Origin of the sequence: Palleronia sp. THAF1 (genome assembly GCF_009363795.1) — a bacterium.
Classification (GTDB): domain Bacteria; phylum Pseudomonadota; class Alphaproteobacteria; order Rhodobacterales; family Rhodobacteraceae; genus Palleronia.
This window is the reverse complement of the sequence record NZ_CP045420.1, coordinates 914,562-939,860: the sequence shown is the minus strand read 5'-3', so window position 1 is coordinate 939,860 and position 25,299 is coordinate 914,562. Positions and strand designations below refer to the sequence as shown.

27 protein-coding genes are annotated in these 25,299 nt (G+C 63.5%); 15 read left to right on the top strand and 12 right to left on the bottom strand.

Going from position 1 to position 25,299, the window contains the following annotated elements; all coding sequences use genetic code 11:
- The first annotated feature begins 78 nt into the window (after positions 1-78).
- Both FIU81_RS04740 and FIU81_RS04735 read left to right on the top strand, forming a co-directional pair.
- Complete coding sequence (locus tag FIU81_RS04740) at positions 79-264, top strand: hypothetical protein (RefSeq protein WP_124112351.1); 186 nt, start codon at positions 79-81, stop codon at positions 262-264.
- Between the two features lie 69 nt (positions 265-333).
- Positions 334-948: a DedA family protein gene (locus FIU81_RS04735; RefSeq protein ID WP_124112350.1), complete on the top strand. Its 615-nt coding sequence runs from the start codon at positions 334-336 to the stop codon at positions 946-948.
- Here FIU81_RS04735 and FIU81_RS04730 read toward each other — a convergent pair.
- The 4 genes from FIU81_RS04730 to FIU81_RS04715 form a co-directional block, all read right to left on the bottom strand.
- Positions 914-1,177, bottom strand: a complete 264-nt coding sequence (locus FIU81_RS04730) for an HlyU family transcriptional regulator (protein ID WP_124112349.1) — start codon at positions 1,175-1,177, stop codon at positions 914-916. The two genes, FIU81_RS04735 and FIU81_RS04730, sit on opposite strands and share 35 nt — an antisense overlap.
- A complete protein-coding gene (gene rpoD, locus FIU81_RS04725; protein ID WP_124112348.1) occupies positions 1,177-3,174 on the bottom strand; it encodes an RNA polymerase sigma factor RpoD in 1,998 nt (665 codons plus the stop codon). The genes FIU81_RS04730 and rpoD overlap by 1 nt, the downstream gene beginning before the upstream one ends.
- A 134-nt stretch (positions 3,175-3,308) precedes the next feature.
- A complete protein-coding gene (dnaG, locus tag FIU81_RS04720; RefSeq protein WP_124112347.1) occupies positions 3,309-5,261 on the bottom strand; it encodes a DNA primase in 1,953 nt (650 codons plus the stop codon).
- Between the two features lie 68 nt (positions 5,262-5,329).
- Complete coding sequence (locus FIU81_RS04715; RefSeq protein ID WP_124112346.1) at positions 5,330-5,761, bottom strand: hypothetical protein; 432 nt, start codon at positions 5,759-5,761, stop codon at positions 5,330-5,332.
- Between the two features lie 340 nt (positions 5,762-6,101).
- On the opposite strand from FIU81_RS04715, the gene FIU81_RS04710 reads away from it, so the two are divergent.
- Genes FIU81_RS04710 through FIU81_RS04700 form a run of 3 tightly spaced genes read left to right on the top strand, consistent with a single transcriptional unit; the run spans position 6,102 to position 8,852 of the window.
- A complete protein-coding gene (locus FIU81_RS04710; RefSeq protein ID WP_124112345.1) occupies positions 6,102-7,739 on the top strand; it encodes a pilus assembly protein TadG-related protein in 1,638 nt (545 codons plus the stop codon).
- Between the two features lie 8 nt (positions 7,740-7,747).
- Positions 7,748-8,272 carry a TadE/TadG family type IV pilus assembly protein gene (locus tag FIU81_RS04705; RefSeq protein WP_124112344.1) on the top strand — a complete coding sequence of 175 codons (525 nt, stop codon included), beginning with the start codon at positions 7,748-7,750 and terminating at the stop codon, positions 8,270-8,272.
- Position 8,273: 1 nt separating this feature from the next.
- Positions 8,274-8,852 carry a TadE/TadG family type IV pilus assembly protein gene (locus tag FIU81_RS04700; RefSeq protein WP_124112343.1) on the top strand — a complete coding sequence of 193 codons (579 nt, stop codon included), beginning with the start codon at positions 8,274-8,276 and terminating at the stop codon, positions 8,850-8,852.
- A 3-nt stretch (positions 8,853-8,855) separates the two neighbouring features.
- Here FIU81_RS04700 and FIU81_RS04695 read toward each other — a convergent pair whose 3' ends face one another.
- The gene (locus tag FIU81_RS04695; protein ID WP_124112342.1) at positions 8,856-9,311 is read right to left on the bottom strand and encodes a hypothetical protein; all 456 of its coding nucleotides are present in this window, start codon (positions 9,309-9,311) and stop codon (positions 8,856-8,858) included.
- 119 nt (positions 9,312-9,430) lie between these two features.
- Between FIU81_RS04695 and FIU81_RS04690 the strand changes: the two genes are divergently transcribed.
- The 9 genes from FIU81_RS04690 to FIU81_RS04650 all read left to right on the top strand — a co-directional run bounded on the left by FIU81_RS04690 (position 9,431) and on the right by FIU81_RS04650 (position 18,615).
- Complete coding sequence (locus FIU81_RS04690) at positions 9,431-9,805, top strand: hypothetical protein (RefSeq protein WP_124112341.1); 375 nt, start codon at positions 9,431-9,433, stop codon at positions 9,803-9,805.
- A gap of 91 nt (positions 9,806-9,896) precedes the next feature.
- Entirely contained in the window at positions 9,897-11,189 is a 1,293-nt protein-coding gene (locus FIU81_RS04685) for a homoserine dehydrogenase (RefSeq protein WP_124112340.1), read from the top strand.
- 126 nt (positions 11,190-11,315) lie between these two features.
- Positions 11,316-12,299: a class II fructose-bisphosphatase gene (glpX, locus tag FIU81_RS04680; protein WP_124112339.1), complete on the top strand. Its 984-nt coding sequence runs from the start codon at positions 11,316-11,318 to the stop codon at positions 12,297-12,299.
- The gene (locus FIU81_RS04675; RefSeq protein ID WP_124112338.1) at positions 12,296-12,985 is read left to right on the top strand and encodes an orotate phosphoribosyltransferase; all 690 of its coding nucleotides are present in this window, start codon (positions 12,296-12,298) and stop codon (positions 12,983-12,985) included. The genes glpX and FIU81_RS04675 overlap by 4 nt, the downstream gene beginning before the upstream one ends.
- Positions 12,986-13,162: 177 nt before the next feature.
- Positions 13,163-14,653: a replicative DNA helicase gene (locus FIU81_RS04670; protein ID WP_124112337.1), complete on the top strand. Its 1,491-nt coding sequence runs from the start codon at positions 13,163-13,165 to the stop codon at positions 14,651-14,653.
- A gap of 41 nt (positions 14,654-14,694) precedes the next feature.
- Positions 14,695-15,741 (top strand): alanine racemase, encoded by a 1,047-nt coding sequence (alr, locus tag FIU81_RS04665; RefSeq protein ID WP_124112336.1) that lies wholly within the window; start codon positions 14,695-14,697, stop codon positions 15,739-15,741.
- 138 nt (positions 15,742-15,879) lie between these two features.
- Positions 15,880-16,644, top strand: coding sequence for a DNA repair protein (locus tag FIU81_RS04660; protein ID WP_254696000.1), 765 nt, complete (start codon positions 15,880-15,882; stop codon positions 16,642-16,644).
- 39 nt (positions 16,645-16,683) lie between these two features.
- Positions 16,684-18,048: a DNA repair protein RadA gene (gene radA, locus FIU81_RS04655; protein WP_124112335.1), complete on the top strand. Its 1,365-nt coding sequence runs from the start codon at positions 16,684-16,686 to the stop codon at positions 18,046-18,048.
- A 12-nt stretch (positions 18,049-18,060) separates the two neighbouring features.
- Positions 18,061-18,615: a CvpA family protein gene (locus FIU81_RS04650; RefSeq protein WP_124112334.1), complete on the top strand. Its 555-nt coding sequence runs from the start codon at positions 18,061-18,063 to the stop codon at positions 18,613-18,615.
- A 1-nt stretch (position 18,616) separates the two neighbouring features.
- On the opposite strand, the gene FIU81_RS04645 is transcribed toward FIU81_RS04650, so the two are convergent.
- The gene (locus FIU81_RS04645) at positions 18,617-19,501 is read right to left on the bottom strand and encodes a DMT family transporter (RefSeq protein ID WP_124112333.1); all 885 of its coding nucleotides are present in this window, start codon (positions 19,499-19,501) and stop codon (positions 18,617-18,619) included.
- The gene (locus tag FIU81_RS04640; RefSeq protein ID WP_124112332.1) at positions 19,498-20,094 is read right to left on the bottom strand and encodes a LysE/ArgO family amino acid transporter; all 597 of its coding nucleotides are present in this window, start codon (positions 20,092-20,094) and stop codon (positions 19,498-19,500) included. The genes FIU81_RS04645 and FIU81_RS04640 overlap by 4 nt, the downstream gene beginning before the upstream one ends.
- Positions 20,095-20,228: 134 nt before the next feature.
- Here FIU81_RS04640 and FIU81_RS04635 point away from each other — a divergent pair, with 134 nt between their 5' ends.
- Positions 20,229-20,501 (top strand): DksA/TraR family C4-type zinc finger protein, encoded by a 273-nt coding sequence (locus FIU81_RS04635; RefSeq protein WP_124112331.1) that lies wholly within the window; start codon positions 20,229-20,231, stop codon positions 20,499-20,501.
- A gap of 61 nt (positions 20,502-20,562) precedes the next feature.
- On the opposite strand, the gene FIU81_RS04630 is transcribed toward FIU81_RS04635, so the two are convergent.
- The 5 genes from FIU81_RS04630 to FIU81_RS04610 form a co-directional block, all read right to left on the bottom strand.
- Positions 20,563-21,309, bottom strand: coding sequence for a YebC/PmpR family DNA-binding transcriptional regulator (locus FIU81_RS04630; protein WP_124112330.1), 747 nt, complete (start codon positions 21,307-21,309; stop codon positions 20,563-20,565).
- 79 nt (positions 21,310-21,388) lie between these two features.
- The gene (locus FIU81_RS04625) at positions 21,389-21,721 is read right to left on the bottom strand and encodes a hypothetical protein (RefSeq protein ID WP_124112329.1); all 333 of its coding nucleotides are present in this window, start codon (positions 21,719-21,721) and stop codon (positions 21,389-21,391) included.
- Positions 21,721-23,499 carry an SLC13 family permease gene (locus FIU81_RS04620; protein WP_124112328.1) on the bottom strand — a complete coding sequence of 593 codons (1,779 nt, stop codon included), beginning with the start codon at positions 23,497-23,499 and terminating at the stop codon, positions 21,721-21,723. The genes FIU81_RS04625 and FIU81_RS04620 overlap by 1 nt, the downstream gene beginning before the upstream one ends.
- 71 nt (positions 23,500-23,570) lie before the next feature.
- A complete protein-coding gene (locus FIU81_RS04615) occupies positions 23,571-24,458 on the bottom strand; it encodes a DMT family transporter (RefSeq protein ID WP_254695998.1) in 888 nt (295 codons plus the stop codon).
- On the bottom strand, positions 24,455-25,261 hold the full coding sequence (locus FIU81_RS04610) for a YmdB family metallophosphoesterase (RefSeq protein ID WP_124112327.1): 807 nt from the start codon (positions 25,259-25,261) through the stop codon (positions 24,455-24,457). The genes FIU81_RS04615 and FIU81_RS04610 overlap by 4 nt, the downstream gene beginning before the upstream one ends.
- Between the last annotated feature and the right edge of the window lie 38 nt (positions 25,262-25,299).

The following is a 25,299-nucleotide window of genomic DNA, read 5'->3' as shown; positions in this document are numbered from 1 at the left end:
TGTCCTTTTGTCCGGCGTCACCGCCCGTTCGGCGGCTATTTCGTCGAAGGTAGCGCCGAAACGCCGAAAGGAGAAACCATGTCTGATAACGATGATGCGACGAGTGGGCCGGGCAGCACCGATGATCCCAATCAAGCGACGCGCACCGGCTTGCCTGAAAAAGAGCCGGTGACGCCTAAACGGAAGCCAGATCATAGCGATCCCGACGATCCGAACACAGGACCAGGCAGCACCAGCGACCCGAACCAGGCCAATCGCACCTAGAGCGTCTGGACCGGCGCCGCGAAACATGGGATCGCAGGGAGATCCCCCGACCCGAACGCGACCACCGCAATGAATATAGATGCGCTCTTGCAGGAACACGGGCTTTGGTTCGTGACGCTCGGCACCTTCATCGAAGGCGACGCCGTGGCATTGGGGGCCGGTGTGCTGGAACACCGGGGTGTCTTCCGGTTCTGGCCCGTTGTCGCCGCTGCTGCGCTGGGCGGTTTCTGCGCCGACATGATGGTCTACACCATCGGGCGTCTGGGCAATCGCACACGGTTCGTGCGGCGCATCCTGTCCGACCGGCGGACCCAAGGCATCCAGCGGCGTGTGTTCGCCCGCCCCTACGTATTGGCCTTCGCGTCCCGGTTCATTCCCGGATCGCGAACGGTCATCCCGGTCAGCATCGGTGCCGCCAATGCGATATCAGCGCCAGCCTATGCAGGCCTGATGGCACTGGCCTGCACGTGCTGGGCCTTGGTCTTGATCGGAGTCGGGCACGAGATCGGCAACCTGATGAATGCCGTGTTCGGTTACATGCCGATGGGGTGGGTTATCGCCGGGGGCGCCACTCTGATTCTGTCGCTGCTGATCACCCGGTCCCTTTGGCGCAAACGCAGGACCGCGCGTGCCGACCGGGACGTCGGATCTAGCGAAAGATATCCTCACCCAGCTGATCGATGACCTGACGCGCCTTGGCGACAGAGGCAGAGCGCGCCTCGCCCTCTCCCATCACCACGTCGGCGCGCACCATATGGTGAGTGCGACCGTCCTTCTCGATGTCAGCGGCGATACGGTATCCGCCCTCTGCCGCGACGGGCGCAGGGCGGATCGTGTAGCCCTTGTGCTCCTCACCCGGAAGGTCCTGCGGCGTTTTGCTTTTGCCGCCGAAGAGTTTGCCGAAGATCGACATTACTGATCCAGGAACGAGCGCAGCTTGCGGGAACGCGACGGATGCTTGAGCTTGCGCAACGCTTTCGCCTCGATCTGACGGATGCGCTCGCGGGTCACGCTGAACTGCTGGCCGACCTCCTCCAGCGTGTGGTCGGTGTTCATGCCGATGCCGAAGCGCATGCGCAGCACGCGTTCCTCACGCGGAGTCAGAGAAGCCAGAACCCGTGTCGTCGTTTCCTTCAGGTTCTCCTGAATGGCCGAGTCCAGCGGCAGGACGGCATTCTTGTCCTCGATGAAGTCGCCAAGCTGGCTGTCTTCCTCATCGCCGATGGGCGTCTCAAGACTGATCGGCTCCTTGGCGATCTTCATCACCTTGCGAACCTTCTCAAGCGGCATCTGCAGCTTGTCGGCCATCTCTTCCGGCGTCGGCTCACGACCGATTTCGTGCAGCATCTGGCGACCGGTGCGGACCAGCTTGTTGATTGTCTCGATCATGTGGACCGGGATGCGGATCGTGCGGGCTTGGTCGGCAATCGAGCGGGTGATCGCCTGACGGATCCACCACGTCGCATAGGTGCTGAACTTGTAGCCGCGGCGGTATTCGAATTTATCGACGGCCTTCATCAGACCGATGTTGCCTTCCTGAATGAGATCAAGGAATTGCAGACCGCGGTTCGTGTATTTCTTGGCGATGGAGATGACGAGACGCAGGTTTGCTTCGACCATTTCCTTCTTGGCCTGACGGGCTTCTTTCTCGCCCTTCTGGACCTGCTGCACGATTCGGCGGAATTCAGAAATATCGACGCCGACGTACTGGCCGACCTGCGCCATCTCTCCGCGCAGTTCCTCTATCTTGTCGGTGGAACGTTCCAGCAGCGACTGCCAGCCACGACCGGGCTTCTCGGCAATGCGCTCCATCCAGCCAGGATCGAGCTCGTAGCCGCGATAGGCCTCGACGAATTCACGACGGTTGATGCGGGCCTGGTCGGCCAGCTTCACCATCGCGGAATCGATGGACATGATCTTGCGATTGATGCCGTAAAGCTGGTCGATCAGCGCTTCGATACGGTTGTTGTGCAGGTGAAGTTCTTTCACCAGCACGACGATCTCGGACCGCAGCTTTTGGTATTTCTCTTCCGCGCCCTTGGTGAACGAGCCGTCCTCGTTCAGCGTGGCGGACATGCGCAGATCCTGCATCTCGGCCAGTTGCGCATAGTCGTCCGCAATGGCGTCGAGCATTTCCAGCACGCGCGGCTTCAGAGCGGCCTCCATCGCGGCAAGCGACAGGTTGGCCTGCTCGTCCTCGTCGTCGTCCTCATCTTCGCCTTCGGACAGAGCATTGCCGTCGGCGTCGACGTCTTCTTTCGGTGCGGGGGCCTTTTGCGGTGGGGCAACGCCCTGCGGGGTCGAGCCGAGTTCGGATACCACAGGCTCCTCGCCCTCTTCGCCCATCGAGCGGCCGAAGGTGGTTTCCAGATCGATGACGTCGCGCAGCAGGATGTCTTCGGACAGAAGTTCGTCGCGCCAGATCGTGATCGCCTGGAAGGTCAGCGGGCTTTCGCATAGGCCCGCGATCATCGTGTTGCGACCGGCCTCGATCCGCTTGGCGATGGCGATCTCGCCCTCGCGGCTTAGCAACTCGACCGATCCCATCTCACGCAGGTACATGCGGACGGGATCGTCGGTACGATCCAGCTTTTCGGATTCGGCAGTGGAAACAGCGACATCACGCGCGTCGTTGCGCGTGGCGACGTCGGTCGACTTCTTCTCTTCTTCCTCGACCTCGTCGTCTTCGATGACGTTGATGCCCATTTCGGACAGCATCGACATCACGTCCTCGATCTGCTCCGAGCTGACCTGCTCGGGCGGGAGAACCGCGTTCAACTGGTCGTAGGTAATGTATCCGCGTTCACGGGCGTCCGCGATCATCTTCTTCACGGCGGTCTGGCTCATGTCGAGCATGACCTCGCCGTCCTGATCGTCCTTACGCTCTTCGTTCGTATCCTTGGCAGCCATGCGGCTTTCCCCTTCTTCGGATCGGCGACGCTGCGAACTTTTGCCCCGCGCATCGTCCCCGTTTTGCGAATCATAGACCGAATCACTGATTCGCATATCGTTTAGCCTGATTCGTTTAGCAAACTCCGACGATGTTACCCAGAGCCTGCACCACCCTTTCCGTCCTGCCCGTCCGAGAAACCCATACTATCGAGCAGCGCCTTGAAGTGATCTCTCTCGTCACGATCTAGTTGGACGCCGTTCGGTGCCAACTCGAATCGTCCTTTATCTTCGTTCTGCGCCTTGTCCGACTGGTCCAAGGCAGCGGCGGCCTGGGCCAGCCGCCATGTCAGTGCCTCGTCCTGAACAGCAGAGATATCATCCAGCGCCTCTTGGATTTCGCGCGCGGCCCCGCGACGGGCAGCCAGTTTGGAAAGGGTCTCTGCAAGGCAGTCCCGCGCCATGTCCGGGTCATCCGAACGCAATGCGGGCACCACGTCGAGGTGGCGGGCCGTGCGCAGCTTTTCAAGGGCCTCAGCCCCGCAGAGTGACTCCAATTGCTCGGACCACGCGTCAGGATCGGCAGGCTCGGTCGTCAGCATGGCGCGCAGAAGGGCCGCATTGCGTGGGTCCTCGCATTCGGCGCGGGCCAGTGCGGGCTCGAACACCTCTATCATGCGGGGGTGGCGCAGCAGCAGCGCCAGCATCACCGTTTCATGCAGGACCCCTGCTCCGGCGGCCCCGGTGGCCAGCTCCGAGCCGCGCGTGCTGGCGCGAGAACCATCCAGCGGGCGCGCTTTGCCACGCGGCACCCATGGCTTGCGCGGATGGAACAACTGATAGCGCCGCTCCTTTATGGCTTCGGCGTAATGGCTGCGGATAGAGCCGTCCTTGATCCGCTCCAATGCCGCGCGCAGCGCCTTGTCGAGCGCAGCGCGGCGTTCGGGGCTATCGAGCGCTTTGCCCTCGGTCTCTCGTTGCCACAGCAGATCGACCATGGGGCGTGCCTGCGCCAACAGGGCCTGCATCGCCCCTGCCCCCTTGGCTTTAAGCAGATCGTCGGGGTCCTGCCCTTCGGGCATCAGGCAAAAGCGCAGCGACTGGCCCGCTTCCAGTAGCGGCAGGGCAAGATCCATGGCGCGCAAGGCGGCGCGTTGACCGGCGGTGTCGCCGTCCAGCGCGATGACGGGTTCGGGGTGGATGCGCCACATCAGGCGTAACTGTTCCTCGGTGATCGCGGTGCCCAATGGGGCAACTGTCGCGGCGAACCCGGCTTCGGCCAAGGCGATCACATCCATGTAGCCTTCGGCCACGATAAGCTGTGCATCACGGCCAGCCGCCGACCTTGCGTTGCCTATGTTGTAAAGCTGACGGCCCTTATCGAAGAGCTCTGTCTCCGGCGAGTTCAGATATTTGGCGTTGTCGTTCGGGTCCATTGCGCGGCCACCGAAGGCGATGGCGCGTCCGCGCGCGTCGCGGATCGGGAACATGATGCGGTTGCGGAACACGTCATAGGGTTCGCCGCCCTTGCTGCTCGTCTTCTCCAACCCGGCGGCTGCGATCAGATCGGGCGCGATGCCCTTCTCACGCAGGTGCGCACCGAGGCGGCGCCAGTCGTCGGGCGCAAAGCCCAGCTCCCACCGCGCCTGCGCCTCTGCGTCCAGTCCGCGTCCGTCCAGATAGCGCCGTGCCTCTGCCCCTGCGCCCGTTTGCAATTGCAGGCGGTAGAACTTCACCGCCTCTTCCATCACGTCAGATAGCTGAGTGCGCCGGTCGGCTTTCTGCTGCGCCTGTGGATCGCGTTCGGGCATCTGCATCCCGGCCTCGTCGGCCAGGATCTTCACCGCCTCTATGAAGGGGACGTTCTCTGTCTCGATCACGAAGGTGATCGCGTCGCCCTTCGCGTGGCAGCCGAAGCAATAGTAGAAGCCCTTGCGGTCATCGACGTGGAAGCTGGCCGTCTTTTCCTGGTGGAACGGACAAGGCGACCACATATCGCCCTTGCCCTGCTGGGACTTGCGCATGTCCCACATCACCTTGCGCCCGACGACCTGAGACAGGCTGACGCGCGTGCGCAATTCGTCCAGGAATCCGGGGGGCAGGCTCATGCCACACTATATCGTAACGGTGCCGCCCAGAGTCCAGTTGATCGTCCGTTTGAACGGGCCGGTTCGTCCTAGCAGCGGTCGATCGCGACGTTCGCGAGGGGCTGGTTGTCACGTGTGGTGATGACCGTCGTGATGCCGTAGCGCGCGACAAAGGCGCTTAGCACCGGGTCCGCGCAGAGCGGGGCGCGGATGTTGCGGTCGGCGACGATGGCATACCCTTCGCGCGCGGCAGGCCCGTATTCAGAGGCGCGCTTGGAATCCCGCAGCGACAGAACCAGTTGATCACCTTGCGCCTGCGCTCCGCGCACCGTCAGACCAGAGTCGCGGAGCTGCGCGAATTGCTGACCGCGCATCCCGTCCAGGGCCTGCGCGACGGCGGCGGGCGACGGCGGCTGAGCGACGGCGCGCGCGGCTGCATTCGGGTCGACGGTCTGCGCCGTGGCGGCAGAGCCAAGGACGAGTGCGGTAGCGATGACAAGGCGAAGGGGGCGACGCGGCATGGGTGGTCTCCTGATTGGTTGCCGTCAGGATGATACAAACGGCGATGGGGTGCAAACGCTACCCTGAGCGGCATCGTTCCACACGATAAAGGTGATTCGCGCCTGGCCTAGTGGATGTGTGCAGCACGGGAACTGCCCGGAATCCGAGGCCCGAGCCGGAACAATGCACACCGTAACCCCGCATTAGTCACGGGCCGAGATCAAATCCCGTTCGTACCACGGTCTTGCCTCAATTCAGCCAAGCTACCGGGTCAAAAGACGCAGTGCGCCCAAGGTCCGACACAACGGTAAACGCCGTGGGTCGGCCGGGACGCACGATGGACTTGAGAAGGGAAAGACGATGACACTGAGCATCAGTCGCAGGATCAGAAAGACCCAACCACGCGTCGCAGGCTTCCGAGATGCCGAGGATGGTTCGTTCATCATCATGTCCCTGTTCCTCTTCCTTGCGATCATCCTGGTCGGCGGCATCGGCGTGGACATCCTGCGCCATGATTACGCCCGAGTGCGGATGCAGAACACGGCAGACGCCGCCGCGCTTGCCGCGACCGATCTTGACCAGACGCTTGACGCCGACACGGTCGTGAAAAGTTACTTCGACGCCGCGGGGATCCGCCAGTCGTTGAAGCCCGTCAAAGTGGCACCGTCCCAAGTGAATCGCCGCAGCGTTCTTGTGAACGCCGAAGTGGAAATGAAGACGTGGTTCATGCGTCTGGCCGGCGTGAAGTCCCTGAAAGCGCGTTCCTCCGGCATCGCGCTTGAGGAAGTGCAAGACGTGGAAATCTCGTTGGTGCTGGACGTGTCCGGTTCGATGGAGGGCGCGCGGCTGACGCAATTGAAAGTCGCTGCCAAGAAATTCGTGAACGCCATGCTGCGTGACCGTGAAGGAAATGCTGTCACCGGAAAGATCTCGATCAACATCGTGCCCTATGCCGCTCAGGTCACTTTGGACGATCATATTCTGTCCAAGCTGTCGGTGTCGCAAAAGCACGACTATTCAAACTGTCTGGAGTTCCGCGGCGACCAGTTCGAAACGACCTCCCTGACGGGCATCGGCGACATTCGCCAGCACGCACACGTCGACCGTCACAGCAATGTAAACTACGACTACGATCAGGCGATCGAGGAGTCCTATTTGGACTGTCCGACCTGGTCCAGCCGTCGTGTCACGCTGATGGAAGACGATATCGGCACCTTGGAGGCCCGCATCGACGCGCTTTTCGCCGCCGGCAACACCTCGACCGAATTCGGCCTGAAGGTCGGCGCGGGGCTGCTCGATCCGTCGGCCCGGTCGATGCTCGCCTCTCATCCGAACGTCGGCTCCAGCTTCAGCGAGCGCCCTTACGACTTCAATCGGACCAATACTCTGAAGGTCATCGTGGTGATGTCTGATGGCCAGAACACCGTGCACAACACGTTTGCCGAGGGTTACGAAGGCGACAGCCTCAGCGATACTTGGGCCTTCCGCAGCAACGGTCGCTATTATTTCACGGTCGCCGACCGTGAGCGCGGCAACGTCGACGGGGACTACAACTACAACGAACCCGGCTACTACCCGGTCTACGATAGCTGGGGCTACAACGTTCACGGTGGTGCCAATGCGGATCGCCTGACCTGGCAGGATGTTTTCGGCCGCGTCAATTTGAAGTGGCACGCTTGGTATGCCCGCGCCGAACAGGCCGGGACGCGGGACGACCGGCGCAACAAGACAGATGTTTACAACGACTGGATGCACCGCCCTGTCATCGAAATCGGAAAGACCCAGAAGGACAGGGACACCGCTGCGATGTGCAACGCCATCAAGGCACAGGGCGTTTTGATCTTCTCCATCGCGTTCGAAATTTCCGAGGCAGAGGCCGCGCTTCTCAAGTCCTGCGCATCGAATGAGAACCTGCACTATCGCGTGTCGGGAAATGAGCTGAACTACGCCTTCACGTCCATCGCGACCTCTCTCAACAGCCTGCAGTTGATTCAATAATGAACGTCATGTCCTTCTTTCGCAGCTTTCTGCGTCGTCAGGGCGGGGCCGCCATCGCAGAGGTGGTGATCCTGTTCCCGCTGATCACCTGGCCGTTCTTCACGACCATGGAAGCCGGTCTCATGCAGATGCAGCGCATCATGTTCGAACGCGCCATCGATGTGACGGCGCGCGAGATCAGACTGGGCAAGATGGGCGCGCCGACGTTCACCGACATCAAGAATGCCGTGTGTGAAGAGGCTCTCATCATCCCCTACTGCAAGCGCGATCTGATGCTGGAAATGAAGCCGATTGACGTGTCGACCTTTCAGGCCCCGACACAAGAGACGAAATGCGTGGACCGCAGCCAGAACGTAAACGTGCCGGATGTCGAGAGTTTCAAGCGCGGCTCTATGAACCAGATGATGATGATGCGCTTCTGCATCCTCTACGATCCGCTTCTGCCCGGTGTCGGCATCGGTGCAGGCATGGATCGCCAACCGGGCGGCGGCGTCGCCATGGTGTCTTCGACATTCTTTGTGAACGAGCCCTGACATGCGTCTGACAAATCACCTTCACAGCCTGCTGCATCGGTTTCGGCGCGAAGAGACCGGCTCTTTCACCGTGGAATTCATCCTTGCCCTGCCTCTTCTGGTGTGGGGGATGATGATCTCGTTGGCCTCGATCGACGCCTACCGGACCCAGACGATGAACCTGCGGATCACCTACTCCTTGGCAGACCAGATCTCGCGGCTCGAGAAACCGATCGACTCGGCGTTTATCGATGGGCTTGGCCGAGTTTACGAATTCCTCGCGCCTTCGGATCACGATACCTACCTACGGGTTACATCTGTCTATTGGGATGCAACGAACGCCGAGCATGTGATCATGTGGTCCGACGTGGCGCGGACCACGTCCGGCAAAGCGCCGCCGCCGATCATCTCGCAGGCGAACTTCAACCTGATCGAAGACCAGATCCCGATTCTGGCGGAAGGCGACTCGATCATCTTCGTGGAAACGTGGCTGGACTACGAGCCGCCGTTCACCCTTGGGCTGGAACCGCGTCGCTTCGACAATGATGTGGCCGTCGCCCCCCGCTGGACGAAAATTGAGCATTCCGACATTTCGACCTGACGCCTATCGCGGGTCGGCCAGATGCATCGCCAGAATATCGGCCATGGCCTTCGCGGCGCCAGCACCCGTGACGCCGCCAACGCCAAGCCTGCGCCCGTAACGCCACCACAGGCCCGGTGCCCAAGCGACAGAGTGGCGTGAGGCAAGGCGCACGGAAAAGCCGTTCGACGGCTTCCACGCGAAAACGCCCCGGTCCACGTCCACGATCTGATCCATCGCGACGACGACGCGCCCATTCGACTGCACGATACCATCTTTCGTCAGCAGAAGGTTCACGCCGGTCGCCTGCCACATCGCCAACGCGGCCCAACCCGTTACCAGTCCGACTGCGAAGAGCACGAACTTCCATATCAGGTCCGCCGGGGTCGTGCCTGCGATCCACACCAGCATCGCAGCCAGAAGGAACAGGATGCCCACCGCGATCACCCGGCGGGGGGTGGCGGCGGTCAACCGGGCCATGACGTGTGTTTCTGCGTGGTCCATTGCTGCGACTTATCCCGCGGGCACGACAGAGGAAAGACATTGCTCGCCGATCCCTTGGGCGGCTAAGCTGCGGACGACCGCGACAGGAGCCACAAATGCGCCCCATCCTTGCCCTACCCCTTTTGCTGGCCGCCTGTTCGACACCGGATATCGCTGCACTCAACGCCCCCGATCTGGCGCGCGCGGCCTACCCGGAACTGATCCCCACGCAGCGCATCCTTTCGCAGGTCCCGCGAGACACCGCCCGCGTGACGGTCGCAGCCTCCGCGCTTAGCGCCGAGGCTGCGGGCCTGCGCACCCGCGCGGCGGGGATTGCAGCACGGCAGCAACCCGGCGTTTCGCCCGCCGTCCGCGCGAACAACCTGCGTGCCCGCGCCGCTGCCATGCGCGGCCCTGCCCTGACAGAAGCCGAGCGCGACGCCTTGCGCCTGCGTTTGCAGCAGTTGCGCACCCGCGCCGCAGAAGGCTGACCAAGCCCCTTTGAACCCGCCCGGCAAACGGGCTAAGGGCTGTCGCGATCCGGCGCACCGCACGCGCTTTTCCAAGTACAGGAGCAGCCCCATGTCCGAATCCTTGCGTCTAGGTATCGCCGGTCTGGGGACCGTGGGCACTGGCGTCGTGCGCATCGTCCAACAGCGCGCCGACCTTCTGGCCGCACGGGCGGGCCGCGCCATCATCGTCACCGCCGTCTCCGCACGGGACCGGGCCAAGGATCGCGGCGTGGACCTGTCGGGCTTCGCTTGGGAGGACGATGCGACCGCCTTGGCCGCCCGCGATGACGTGGATGTGGTCGTCGAGCTTGTCGGTGGCGATGCAGGCCCCGCCAAGGATCTGGTCGAGGCGGCGATCGCCAACGGCAAACACGTCGTCACGGCCAACAAGGCGCTGCTGGCCCACCACGGTCAGGCGCTGGCCGAAGCGGCAGAAGACGCGCAGATCGCTCTAAGGTTCGAGGCTGCCGTCGCGGGTGGCATCCCTTGTGTGAAGGCTCTGACAGAAGGCCTTGCGGGCAACCGGGTCGAGCGCGTGATGGGCGTCATGAACGGCACCTGCAACTACATCCTGACCCGCATGGAAGATGCGGGCCTGCCCTACGATACCGTCTTCGCAGAGGCCCACGCACTTGGCTATCTGGAAGCCGATCCCACGCTGGACGTGGGTGGCATCGACGCGGGCCACAAGCTGTGTCTTCTTGCCTCGGTCGCTTACGGCACGCGCGTCGACTTCGGCGGTGTGCAGTTGGAGGGGATCGAGCGCGTCTCGATCGAGGATATCCGCCACGCCAACGACATGGGCTTCAAGATCAAGCTGTTGGGCGTCGCACAGATGACCGGACGGGGCCTGGAAATGCGCATGTCGCCTTGCCTGGTGCCCGCCCGCTCGCCGTTGGGTCAGTTGAATGGTGCTACGAACATGGTCGTGCTGGAAGGCGATGCGGTGGGCCAGATCGTCATGCGCGGCGCGGGCGCGGGCGAAGGCCCCACGGCCAGTGCCGTGATGGCCGACGTGATCGACATCGCGCGCGGCACCCGCCTGCCGACCTTCGGCCAGCCCGCCAGCACGTTGAAGAAGGTCACGCGCGCCCATTCCGGCAGCCCCGCGCCCTACTATCTGCGCATGGATCTGGTGGATAAACCTGGTGCGCTGGCGAAGATCGCCGCCTGTCTGGGCGACGCGGGCATCAGCATCGACCGGATGCGCCAATACGACCACGAGGACGCAACCGCTCCGGTGATCGTGGTCACGCACAAGGCCGGTCGCCCCGATCTGGACGCGGCGATCTCTGCGATGGAGGCCACCGGCGTTTTGATCGGCGCTCCCGTGGCGCTGCGAATCGAAGAGTTGGGCGCTTAGGCTCCAAGGAGTAGAGCTTTCGCCCGGCGGCACGCCGAGCAGCGTTGTTAGGCCCTAACAGTCTTGCCCCGCACTTCCGCCCCGCGCTAGACCACTGGCAACGCTGAAAAACAGGAGAGCGACGCGATGGCCGATCAGGATTTTAACGACCGGATGCTCTCACTGGGCTTGGCGCGCGTGTCAGAGGCCGCCGCCCTCGCATCAGGTCGCTGGATCGGCCGTGGTGACGAGAAGGCCGCCGATCAGGCCGCCGTCACGGCCATGCGCGAACAGCTGAACAAGCTGGACATCGCGGGCACCGTGGTCATCGGCGAAGGCGAGCGCGACGAAGCGCCGATGCTGTATATCGGCGAAGAAGTCGGCACCGGGAACGGCCCCGAGGTCGACATCGCGCTCGACCCGCTGGAAGGCACCACGCTGACAGCCAAGGACATGCCCAACGCACTGACCGTGATCGCCATGGGGCAGCGCGGCTCGATGCTGCATGCGCCCGACGTCTATATGGAAAAGCTCGCCATCGGCCCCGGCTTCAAGCCCGGCACCGTGACGATGGACATGAGCCCGTCCGAACGGGTCTCGGCGCTCGCCGCCGCGAAGGGTGTTTCCACCCATGATATCACGGTCTGCGTGCTGGAGCGTGAGCGCCACGAGGATATGATCGAAGCCCTGCGCAGCACCGATTGTGCCGTGCGCCTGATCACCGACGGCGACGTTGCCGGCATCATCCACTGCGCCGAACCGCGCACCGGAATTGACATGTACATGGGATCGGGCGGCGCGCCAGAAGGCGTGTTGGCAGCCGCCGCGCTGCGCTGCATGGGCGGACAGATGTTCGCCAAGCTGCTGTTCCGCAACGATGACGAGCGGGATCGCGCCACGAAGGCGGGCGTCACGAACTTCGACCGCGTCTATACGCGCGACGACCTGGTCAGCGATGATGTGATCTTCGCCGCTACCGGCGTGACCGATGGCTCTGTCGTGCAAGGGATCCAGCGCGAACCCGGCTACTTCACGACCGAAACGGTGCTTATGCGCTCTAAGACGGGCTCTGTCCGCCGCATGATCTACCGCAACCCCATCGACCGCTCGCCCACCGGAGCGCGCGCGTGATCCCCACCGGCTTCCCAGACCGCGCCGAGATCGCGCGCCTGACCGCGCGGATGCTGCTGGAAATCGAGGCGGTGCATTTTCGCCCCGATGATCCGTTCACTCTGGCCAGCGGCCTGCCCTCGCCCACCTATATCGACTGCCGCAAGCTGATCTCTTACCCGCGCATCCGTTCGACCCTGATGGACTTCCTGGCCGTCACCGTCATGCGCGACGCCGGGTTCGAAGCGTTCGACAATGTCGCGGGCGGCGAAACGGCGGGCATCCCCTTCGGCGCGCTGATGGCCGAACGGCTGGCGCTGCCGATGACCTACGTGCGCAAGAAGCCCAAAGGCTACGGCCGCAACGCCCGGATCGAAGGCGTGATGACCGAAGGCCAGCGCGTCCTGCTGGTCGAGGACATGACGACCGACGGCGGATCGAAACTGTCCTTCGTGGACGCGATTCGCGAAACCGGGGCCACCTGCGAACACACTGCCGTCCTGTTCTCTTACGGTATCTTCCCCGAGATCACGAAGACCCTTGGAGACCACGGCGTAACGCTGCATGCGCTCAGCACGTGGTGGGACGTCCTGGCCGAGGCGAAGGCGTCGGGCAGCTTCGACGCAAGCACGATGGACGGTGTCGAGGTATTCCTGAACGACCCACGCGGTTGGCAGGCGGCACGGATGCCAGAGGCGAAAAAATAGTTCTCCACCGCCTGTGAGCATGTGCAGAAGTTTTGTGCCCCAGCCCGCGAATATGGTAGGTTGGTTCGTCCCCATCGCGACATGCGGTAGGCGGCGCGCGATTGCGGTGGATTTGCCTGCGCCCCCCAAATGGGGCTATCGACCGCGACGGGGACAGTAGCGGACAGGGGTCAGACCATGAACAGCATCACCACGATCACACCGGACGCAGGCGACACGCCCGCCGAGCTACAGCCCCATAACGTCGAGGCCGAACAGCAGCTTCTGGGCGCGATTCTGACCAACAACGACATCTACGACCGCGTTTCTCCGATCATCGACGGCTCGCACTTTTACGATCCGGTCCACAGCCGCATCTATGAGGCCGCCGTCGCGCGAATCGCCAAGGGAGCGCTGGCCTCTCCGGTGACGCTGAAGGCGTTTTTAGAGGACGATCCCGGCCTGCAGGAGTTGGGTGGCGCGTCCTATCTTGTGCGCCTCGCCGGGGCGGCGATCAGCAGCTATGCGGCGCGTGATTACGCCCAGATGATCTACGATATGGCGATTCGGCGGAAGCTGATGGACCTGGGCCAAGAGATTTCCGCCAAAGCCCGTAAAGTCGAGGTCGACAGCGAGCCGCGTCAACAGATCGTGGATGCCGAGCAGCGCCTGTATGAGTTGGGCGAGCAAGGCGCGGTGAACCAGGGCTTTCAGTCATTCCTGCGCGCTGTCACCGATGCGGTGAACGTCGCCAACGCCGCCTACCAGCGCGACGGGAACCTGTCTGGCGTATCCACGGGCCTGATCGATTTGGACAAGAAGCTGGGTGGCCTGCACAAGTCTGACCTGCTGATCCTGGCCGGCCGGCCGTCCATGGGTAAGACCTCACTGGCCACGAACGTCGCCTTCAACATCGCGAAGGCCTACAAGAAGGGCATCAGGCCCGACGGGACCGAGGGTGCGGTGGATGGTGGCGTCGTGGGCTTCTATTCCCTGGAAATGAGCGCCGAACAACTGGCCGCGCGTATTCTGTCCGAAGCCGCGCAGGTGCCATCTGAGCAGATTCGCCGCGGTGATATGAACGAGGTCGAATTCCGCCGCTTCGTCGAGGCTGCGAAGTCGCTGGAAGCTTGCCCCCTGTATATCGACGACACGCCTGCCCTGCCGATCAGCCAACTTGCCGCCCGCGCGCGCCGCCTGAAGCGTCAACACGGGCTGGACGCGCTGTTCGTGGACTACCTGCAGCTCGTGAAGGGCACAGGCCGATCCGAGAACCGCGTGAACGAAATCTCCGAGATCAGTCAGGGTCTGAAGGCCATCGCCAAGGAGTTGGACATCCCTGTCGTCGCGTTGTCGCAGCTGTCGCGTCAGGTCGAGAGCCGCGAAGACAAGCGCCCACAGCTGTCCGACCTGCGGGAGTCCGGCTCGATCGAGCAGGACGCGGACGTCGTGATGTTCGTGTTCCGCGAGGAATACTATAAGGAACGCGAAAAGCCGGGCGATCACGAGCTCGAAAAGATGGCCAGCTGGCAGGACGAGATGTCTCGCCTGCATGGCAAGGCCGAGGTCATCATCGGCAAGCAGCGCCACGGCCCCATCGGCTCGGTCGATCTGGCGTTCGAAGGCCAGTTCACGCGCTTCGGCAACCTTGTGCAGCCGTGGCAGCAGGGGTCGGACGACCGGATGTAATGGCGGCTTGACGCGCCCTCAAGCCTGTTGGACGAAGCCCCATGGGAACCGGAACACTTCATATTGATCTCAACGCGCTGGCCGCCAACTGGCGAGCGCTGGATGCCATGTCCGGTTCGGACTGCCTGACGGCGGCGACGGTGAAGGCCGACGGCTACGGACTGGGCGTTGAACGGGTTGCGAAAACTCTTTGGCACGCGGGCGCGCGCCGTTTCTTCATCGCGGTGGCCGAAGAGGGCGCGGCGATCCGCGCGGCCTTGGGGCCAGATGCTGAGATCTGCGTCTTCTCCGGCCACATGGAGACGGACACCGCCGCCCTGCGCGATCTGCACCTGATCCCGATGCTGAACTCCATCGAGCAGCTGACCCGTCATTTCGAGCGGCTGCCCGACCATCCCTTCGGTGTACAGCTGGACACCGGCATGAACCGCATGGGGCTGGAGCCTGTGGAATGGGACGCCGCCCGCGCGATCGTGCTGGAACGCGCACCGATCCTTGTGATGAGCCATCTCGCCTGTGCCGACGCGCCCGACGATCCTATGAACGCGCGCCAGCTAGGGCAATTCCGCAAGATGACAGACGGGATCGCCGCGCCGCGGTCTCTCGCTGCGACAGGCGGTATCCTTTTGGGCGAAGACTACCATTTCGACATGACCCGCCCCGGCATCGGTCTTTACGGCGGGCAGCCGTTTGCCGATGCAACGCCCGTCGTGCGCCTGTCATTGCCGATCATACAGACGCGCGAAGTCGCGGGCGGAGAGATCGTGGGCTACGGCGGTTCCTGGATGGCGGACGAGCCGACGCGCGTCGCCACCCTGTCGGCGGGATACGCCGACGGTTTGATCCGCGCGATGGGCAACGAAGCGGTGCTGTTCGCGAATGGCACGCCCTGTCCATTGGTCGGGCGCGTGTCCATGGACCTGCTGACGGCTGATGTCAGCCACCTTGATAGCATACCAGAATCGCTGGATATTCTCTGCGCCGAGCAAAGCGTCGACGATCTGGCAGAGGCCGCAGGCACCATCGGATACGAGATCCTGACCAGCCTTGGCGTGCGCTATCACCGACAGGATTCGCCAGCCGTATAATCCTAAATGGTTTCTTGTGGAAAATCAGTTGACTAATGGTCAACTGGCGGTTGCGCATATCTTTCCGGAACAATCCTGCACGTAAAGCAATTGACCCATGAGCGGCTTATCGCCGACGATGTTCTTGGGGGAATCGCCATGTATCGCACAACGGCAAAGCGGAACCAGCCGATTTCGGCATATTTTCAGTGGGTTGCAACCGCAATCCTGTTCACTGCCACGGCGGCGGTGGCTGGCGCAACGCTTGCTGCGGCATTTGGCTACCTTCCCTATCTGACGCTGCCTTTGCAGTTCGGCGACGTCGTGTATCCCCAGGCCGGTCTGGTCGTCCAATTCGCAGTTGTGTTGCTGCTTCTGACCATCCTGTCGGCGATGCCATCGGGCTTCCGCGTTCTGCGACTGGAACGCAGCCACCGAGATTTCGCAATCTCAATGTCGGATGTGGCAGAGGCTTATCACTTCTGCCATCAGGCCGACCGTGCTGATACGTTCAAGCTGTCGTCCGAATACGACTCCGTCAAAGAGCGTATGAACTACCTGCGCTATCACCCCGATCTGGCAGAGCTAGAGCCGGAAGTGCTCGAGGCCGCGGCAGAAATGTCCTACGCCTCACGCGATATCGCCCAAATTTACTCGGACGAGAACGTCGCCCGCGCCCGTGGTTTTCTGGCCCACCGCGTCGAGGAGATCGGCCTGTTCGAAGAGCGGATCGAACATGCGTTAACCGTCAGCCGCGAGTTGCGCCGCCTTACACAGGACGTCGAGATCGAAGAAGCCGCAATGGAAAGCCGTCTGGCGCAGTTGGAAGACGAATACGGCGACCTGCTGTCGACGCTGGGTTTCGTGCGCCCGATGAAGGGTGGAAACGTCATCGCCCTGCCCCACGCCACCGCCGCCGAGTAACCCGCTTGCCGCCCCCGCGTTACGGGGGCAAAAGGCGGCATGGCGAAAACTCCCTCTTACATCTGCCAATCCTGCGGCGCGGCACACTCCAAGTGGTCGGGCCGTTGCGATGCGTGCGGCGCTTGGAACTCCATCGTCGAAGAAGTGCCCCTGTCCTCTGGCCCCGCCGCCAAATCCCTTGGGACCAAGCGCGGCAAAGGCATGGTGCTGAACGATCTGGCCGGTTCGGAAACACCGCCGCCACGCGAAACCTCTGGCATCGCCGAGCTGGACCGCGTGCTGGGCGGCGGTCTGGTGCCTGCGTCCGCGATCCTTGTCGGCGGCGATCCGGGCATCGGCAAATCCACGCTGCTTCTGCAGGCCGCCGCCAGCTTCGCGCGGTCGGGCGTGTCCTGCATCTACGTCAGCGGTGAGGAAGCGACGGCACAGGTGCGGATGCGCGCGGGTCGTCTTGGCCTGTCGGACGCGCCCGTGCGGTTGGCGGCAGAAACGAACCTGCGCAACATCCTGACCACGCTGGAAAAGGAAAAGCCCGACCTGGCCATCATCGATTCGATCCAGACGATGTGGGCCGACAATGTCGACAGCGCCCCAGGATCGGTCAGTCAGGTCCGCGCTGCCGCACATGAACTGACGACCTTCGCCAAGCGCCACGGCATCGCCGTCGTTCTGGTCGGCCACGTCACCAAGGAAGGCCAGATCGCCGGTCCCCGCGTGGTCGAGCATATGGTCGATACGGTCCTGTATTTCGAAGGCGAGCGCGGCCACCCCTACCGCATCTTGCGCGCCGTGAAGAACCGTTTCGGCCCCGCGGATGAGATCGGCGTGTTCGAGATGACCGGCAGTGGGCTGGCGGAAGTGTCCAACCCCTCTGCCCTGTTCCTGGGCGAGCATGAAACGCCCCAACCCGGCATGGCCGTCTTCGCAGGCATCGAAGGGTCTCGCCCCGTGCTGTGTGAGATACAGGCGCTGGTCGCGCCCACCCCCCACAGTCAGCCGCGACGCTCCACCGTCGGGTGGGATGGCGGGCGATTGGCGATGATCCTGGCGGTGCTGGAATCACGCTGTGCGATCCCGTTTTCGGGCCTCGACGTCTATCTGAACGTCGCGGGCGGCCTGCGCGTGCGTGAACCCGCCGCCGATCTGGCCGTCGCTGCTGCCCTGCTTTCGGCCCGTGAAGACGTGGCATTGCCCCCGAAAACGGTCATCTTCGGTGAAATAAGCCTGTCGGGTGCGCTGCGCCCCGCCGCCCAAGCGGAAAACAGGTTGAAAGAAGCCGCCAAACTTGGTTTCTCCAGCGCGATCGCGCCGACGCAGTCCCGGTCGCTGAAGATCGAGGGTATGGCCGTGCGCCCCTTCCCCGATCTTGCAGCGCTGGTAGGCGACATTTTCGGCGCAGGCTAAGGAGAGCCATACATGGACGGTTTCACGATCATCGACGGTGTCGTCGGCTTCATCATCGTGGTCTCGGCGATCCTAGCCTATTCGCGTGGGTTCGTGCGGGAAGGCATGGCCATCGCCGGCTGGATCGTATCAGGCATCGTCGCCTTCGCGCTTGCAGCCTCTGCCCAGCCGCTCGTCCGGCAGATTCCCGTGCTCGACCGTTATCTGGGCGACAGCTGCGAGCTGTCGATCATCTTTGCGTTCGCAGCGGTCTTCGCCGTAATGTTGGTGGTCGTGTCGATCTTTACCCCGATCCTATCGGGTGCCGTACAAGAGTCGGCGCTTGGCCCGATTGATCGGGGGCTTGGGTTCCTCTTCGGTGTCGCGCGCGGTGTCGTTCTGGTGGCGGTCGCCTTCGTGGTCTACGACCGCGTCGCCGTAACAGAAACGATGGACGTGGTGGAAAACTCGCGCACCGCCAACATCTTCGCCCGATCCGAATCCACCATCGACGAGTCGCTGCCCGACGACGCCCCCGGTTGGATCGTGCGCCGCTACGAAAGCCTTGTGAACGTCTGCGAAGCCTAAATCATAGCGCGACGGGTGGCGTGCGGCGCTTCTGCCGCGCCTCCCGGATTGAGATGACGACGACCGATCCCACGATGATCGCGCCGCCTGCGACGACGAAGGCGTCGATGCCTTCGCTGAAGACCCACCAGCCCACCAATGTTGCCCAGACCAGTTGCAGGAAGGTGATCGGCTGCGTCACGCTGATCGGTGCTGACTGGAATGCCAGCGTCATGGTGAAATGTCCGGTCGTCGCCAGACTGGCGACAAGGAACAGCCACCCCAACTCATCCCAGCTAGGCCAGACCCATACCGCCAGCGCCATCGGGGCCAGTCCCACGGTCGTCCAGATCGACAGCATCGCGACGACGATGGACGGCTTCACCTCGTCCGACAGGACCTTGGCGATCAGGTAGGACCCCGCGAACAAAAGCGCGGTGCCCAGCATCGCCAAATGCCCAAGATCGACCGCACGAAAACCGGGCCGCAGGATCAGCGCGACACCGACCAATGCCGCTAGGATCGCAACCATGCGCGGCCAGCTGAACCGCTCTCCCAAGAACAGCGCCGCACCGATGGTGATATAGATCGGCGAGAGGTAATTCAGCGCCGTCACCTCTGCGATGGGGATGCGGGTCATCGCGTAGAACCACATGGACACCCCAATGGCGTGCAGGACGCCCCGCCCCGCATATAGCCGCAGGTGGCGCGCATCGAAGGGCGCGCCAGCGATCTGGCGCCAAAGCGGCAGCAGGAAGAACAGCCCCAATACGTAACGCAGGAAGGCGGCCTGCGGCGCGGGCACACGGTCGCCCAGATGCTTGACGGTCGCAGTGACACCGACGAACAGCAGGCCCGTCAGGACCATCCACAGCACTCCGGCCACGGGCCGCGACGGCGCGCTCATCCCAGCACCAGCTTCAAGGCCAGCGCCCACATGGTCAGGCCGACGACGACGTCCAGCACCCGCCACGCACGGGGCTGCGCGAAAACGGGCGACAGCAGCCGCGCGCCGTAGCCCAGCGCGAAGAAAAAGACGAATGACGCCGTGACCGCGCCAATGCCAAAGCGCAGCGCGCTTTCCGCTTGGCTGGAGACCGATCCCAGCAGCACGACGGTATCCAGATAGACATGCGGGTTCAGCCACGTCAGCGCGAGGCAGGTCAGCACCGCGCGGCGCATCCCGCCCGCGCGTTCGTCCGCGGCTTCCAACGCTTGCCCGCCGCGCCAAGCCGAGCGCAGTGCCATCGCGCCGTAGACCAGCAGGAACGCCGCACCGCCATAAGTGAACACCGGCGCGATCCATGGCGCTGCTTCGACCAGCCAACCAAAGCCCGCGACGCCTGCGGCGATCAGGATGGCGTCGGACAGCGCGCAGGTCAGCGAGACCGCGAACACGTGGGATCGCCGCAGACCTTGGCGCAGCACGAACGCATTTTGCGCACCGATGGCGAGGATCAGGGAAAAGCCGAGTGCGAAGCCAGAGATCAGCGAGGTCATGCACCAGTGCTAAGCGCCGGGGATCGCCTTGGAAACTGCTGTTTTCTCGGCGCGATCATCAACTTGCATGACGTATCACGCCCTTGACCGAAGCCCTACCCGACCCGATCTTTCATCCAAGCAAGGAGAGTATCATGGCCGGTGGATGGGCGCGCGATGGCGCAGTAAGCGAACAGATCGAAGCCTCGATCAGCGACGAGCTGGCGCGGCTGAAGGCGTCGCGGCGGGTGTCGGACCTGCCGTCCGCCGCGTTTTGCGCCGAATGCGACGAGCCGATCCCGGAGCGTCGGCGCGAGGCCCTGCCGGGTGTACAGCTATGCGTCGAATGTCAGTCCGGGCGCGACAGCACGAAGCAAGCGCGCGGTGGCTTCAATCGCCGTGGGTCGAAGGACAGCCAGCTGAAATAGGCTGCCTCTTCATCGTTCTTGAAATACCTCGGGGAGCGCGAGGGGCAGCGCCCCTCGTTCCCTACCCGTCCAGCTGCGCCATGACCTCGTCCGAGGTCTCGAAGTTGGCGGTCACGTTCTGCACGTCGTCATCGTCGTCCAGCGCGTCCATCAGCTTCATCAGCTTCTGCATGCCTTCCAGATCCAGCTCGGTCGTCGTCTGCGGACGCCAGACCAGCTTGGTCGTCTCAGACTCGCCCAGTTGTTCCTCCAGCTTCGAAGAGACTTCGTTCAGATCGGTGTTCGCGCACCAGACGACATGCCCGTCATCGGAGCTTTCCACGTCCTCTGCCCCGGCTTCGATTGCGGCCATCATCACGTCGTCGGCGTCACCGACCGACACGGGGTAGATGACCTGCCCCTTGCGGTCGAACATGAACGACACGCTGCCGGTTTCTCCCAGATTGCCTCCGTTCTTCGAGAAGGTCGAGCGCACGGTAGATGCCGTCCGGTTGCGGTTGTCCGTCATCGCCTCGACGATGATCGCAACGCCGGAAGGGCCGTATCCTTCGTACCGGATTTCCTCGTAGTTCTCGGAGTCGCCACCTTGGGACTTCTTGATCGCACGGTCGATCACGTCTTTCGGCACGGATTGGGACTTCGCCTCTTTCACGGCCAGACGCAGGCGGGGGTTCTTGTCGGGATCGGGGTCGCCCATCTTGGCGGCGACGGTGATTTCCTTCGCCAGCTTGGAAAACAGCTTCGAACGCGCGGCGTCCTGCCGCCCCTTGCGATGCTGGATGTTCGCCCATTTGGAATGGCCGGCCATGTGCGTCTCCGATCTTTCAAGAACCGCGCCGGATATAGGCCGCGTGCCCCCGGTGCCGCAACCCCAGTATGCGCCGGTGTCAGCGGGGCGGTGCAAATCCCAGCGGCCCGGTCGGCGCGCCAAGCGTCACCCAAGGGTCGGCGTCGCTGCGCACAAGTGGCAGGCGCGGGCGCGAGCTGGGGCGCAGCACGGCGACGGGCCAGCGGTGCGGGCAGCCAGAAAGCGTCGCGCTCCACGGTCCCGACCGCCCTTCCCGCACGGCGGTACACAGCGCGCCATCCGACATCCGTGCCGTCACGTTGTCCGCGAACAGCGTGACCGCACGGGGGCTAACCGATCCGCTGGACACGCGCGGCGCATCGGGCGCGGTGGCGCAGGCGGCCAGCAACAGGATGGAAGCCAGCCGCCACATCACAGCGGCCAAATCAGGGGGATCGCGAAGGACGCGGACACTGCCAGTAGAAGGTTCATCGGAATACCTACGCGCATGAAGTCGGTGAACTTGTAGCCACCGGGACCAAAGACCAGCATGTTTGTCTGGTAGCCGATGGGTGTCGAGAAGGCAGAGGATGCCGCGAACATCACTGCCACGACCAGCGCGCGCGGATCGTAGCCGAGACTGACGCCCAGCTGGATCGCGATGGGCGTCAGGATCACACCCACGGCGTTGTTCGACACCATTTCCGTCAGCGTCGTGGCAATCAGGTAGATCACCATAACAACGGCCCAGGGCGGCAGATCCGCCAGCACGGGCGACAGCCAGCCCACCAGCAATTCGATGGCCCCCGAAGCCTCTAGCCCCGCACCAACGGCCAACATGGCGAAGATCAGCGCGAGCAAAGGGCCGTCGACGAAGGAAAACGCCTCGTCGCTGTCGATGCATCGGGCCAGCAGGATGATCGCGGTCGCCACCACTGCCAGCCCAAGGATCGGCGCGACGCCCAGCGCCGACAGGATCACCACGCCCGCCAAGGCCCCGATGGCCACCGGGGCCTTGGAGCGGCGATAGCCCTGCGCAGTCGGCTGCGCGATATCTACAAGGTCCATATCCGTCGCAAGCCGCTGTATATCGCCCATCGCGCCTTCCAACAGCAGGGTGTCGCCCACGCGCACGACGACCTCATCCAGCTGCCGCCCCGTGTTCTGATTTCTGCGATGCACGGCCAGCGGATAGACACCGTAGCGACGGCGCAGGCGCATCGCGCCCAGGCTGCGCCCGACCATGCGGCAACCGGGCGTGATCAGAACCTCGACCGTCTGTGTTTCGACCGAGGACAGGCGGTCCACGGACTTCAGATCTGGGTTTTCCTTCAGGCTCATCAACTCGGCCATCTCGGTGCGCAGCACCACACGGTCGCCCGCTTCAAGCACGACAGAGGCCATATCCCGCCGCAACGAGGCATCGCCGCGCAGAACGTCGATCACGCGCCCGCCTTCGCGCTTGAAGATGTCCACGTCCTGCACTGGATCGCCCACGAGGGAAGAGCCTTCAGGAATCGCGACCTCTGTAAAATACTTCATCTTTCGGCGTTCCGAGATCAGCGACGACAGCGAGTCGCGTTCCGGCAGCAGTTTACGCCCGACAAAGGCCAGATAAGTCGCGCCGACCGTGATCTGGATAATCCCCAGCGGCATGATCTCGAAAATCGAAAACGGCTCCAGCCCCCGCGCACGGGCGACGCCGTCCACCAGCAGGTTCGTCGAGGTGCCTATCAGCGTCAGCGTGCCGCCCATAATCGCGGCATAGCTCAGCGGGATCAGCACCTTGGACGGTGAAACGCCTAGCCGCTTGGCCAGCTGCACGAAGACCGGGATCATCACGACGACGACCGGCGTGTTGTTCATGAAGGCCGATCCCACGGCCACGGCCCCCAGCATCAGCACCAGCGTCCGTTTGGGGCGCAGTTCCGCGCGGCTGTCGGCAAGCTCTGTCAGCCATTGCAGCGCACCGGTGCGCACCAGCCCGCCCATGATCAGGAACATCGCGGCGATGGTCCAGGGGGCGGGGTTCGACAGAACCTCCAGCGCGGCGGCGTATGGCAGGATGCCGGTGGCGAACAGGAAGGCCGCACCGCCGATGGCCACGACCTCTGTCGGGTAAGCCTCGCGCGCGAACAACACGAACATGACGATGACGGTGGCGAAGGCCAGGATCGCCATGAGTGTCGGGTCAAGCTGAGCTTGGATCATCGCTAGGGTCACCGCCGATAAGGTCGCGCGACCCTAGCGATGCCCGGCGAGACTGCGCAAGGGGCCGCACTCTACACCGCTTGCGGTAAAGCGGGCCGAGGTTGTACAAGCGCCATACCGCCCAACATCAGCGCCAGCGCGCCCCAAATCCAGCCAGAGTAGCTTTCGCCCAGCAGTAGCATCGCCCAGCCGATCCCCGTCAGCGTCACGACGTAGGAAATCTGCACCGCGAACACCGGCCCCGCCTGCCCCACCAGCCAAACGAACCCGGTGTAGACGCAGGCGTGGACGATGGCAGACAACACCAGCGCCGTCTCTGGCGCGCCCCAGCTTATTGGTACCGCCATCTGCCCCGTGGCCACCGTCACCGGCAGCAACATCAAAGCACCGATCAGGGTGGCACCCGCCAACACCTCTACCGGTGCCATGCCTGCAACACCCCATTTCGCGATCACGTTGCTTTCCGCGCCGTAGAACAGCGACCCGATCAACGCGATAGGGATGACGGCCACCATGGCGCGGTCGGGCAAGCTCGCCTCTGGCACGATCAGCAGCAGAACGCCCGATAAGCCGATCAGCAGACCCACGGCACGCCGCAGGCGAAACCGCTCCAACGACAGGATCAGGGCGTAGACGAACCCGAACAGCGGAACAGTGGACAGAAGGATCGCCATCAGCCCAGCAGGCAGATCACGCGCGGCAGAGTAGGTCGCGATGCTGGGCAGGACGTTCCCGATCAGAGCGATCACGATCCAGACGCGCAGCCGCGCGCGCGTGACGTGCGGCACACCCCGCCGGATCACGATAAGCGACAGGAAAAGCCCGCCAATCAAAAGCTGCCAGAACACCAGACCCATCGGCGCGGCACCGCCCGACACGGCGATCTTGGTCAGCGGCTGCGACAGGCCCCACCCCGATCCCAGCAAGATCAGAAGCGCGGTCAGTCGAAGCTGGCTCACGCCACTTGCAGCCGACCGCCGCGCCGGATCATCTGCACCTCAACGGCTTTGCCCGTCGCGTCGTCGGTCTTCACGAACAGACCCGACAGCGTCGCCTCGCCGCCCGCAGGCTCGAACCGGCCCTTGGGCATCCCGGTCAGGAAACGGCGCAGGGGCTCTTCCTTGTCCATGCCGATGACGCTGTCGTAATCACCGCACATGCCTGCATCCGTCTGGAACGCCGTCCCTCGTGACAGGATCGTGGCGTCGGCGGTCGGCACATGGGTGTGCGTGCCCACCACGACCGACGCGCGACCATCGCAGAAATGGCCCATGGCCATCTTCTCGGATGTTGCTTCGCAGTGGATATCCACCAACGTCGCCTGCACCGCGGCCCCCAAGGTGGCGTTCCTCAGCACAGGCTCTATGGCGGAAAACGGATCGTCGAAGGGCCGCTTCATAAAGACCTGCCCCAGCGCCTGCGCCACAAGGATGCGCCGTCCGCCCGGCACCTCGAACACGCGCGCGCCACGGCCCGGCGCGGCCTTGGAGTAGTTCAGCGGCCGCACGATGCGCGGCTCTGTCTCGCAAAACTGCAACATGTCCTTCTGATCGAAGGCATGATCGCCCAGCGTCACCGCATCGGCCCCTGCTTCTAGCAACAGCCGCGCGTGGGCCGCCGACAGCCCCGCGCCGTTCGTCGCGTTCTCGCCGTTCACCACACAGAAATCGACGGCCAGCTCTGCCTTCAGCGCGGCCAACCGTTCGGTGATCGCGGTCCGGCCGGACCGGCCCATCACATCGCCAAGAAAGAGAATGTTCATAGGCGTCGTATCTATCCCGAACCGCGCGCTGGCAAGTC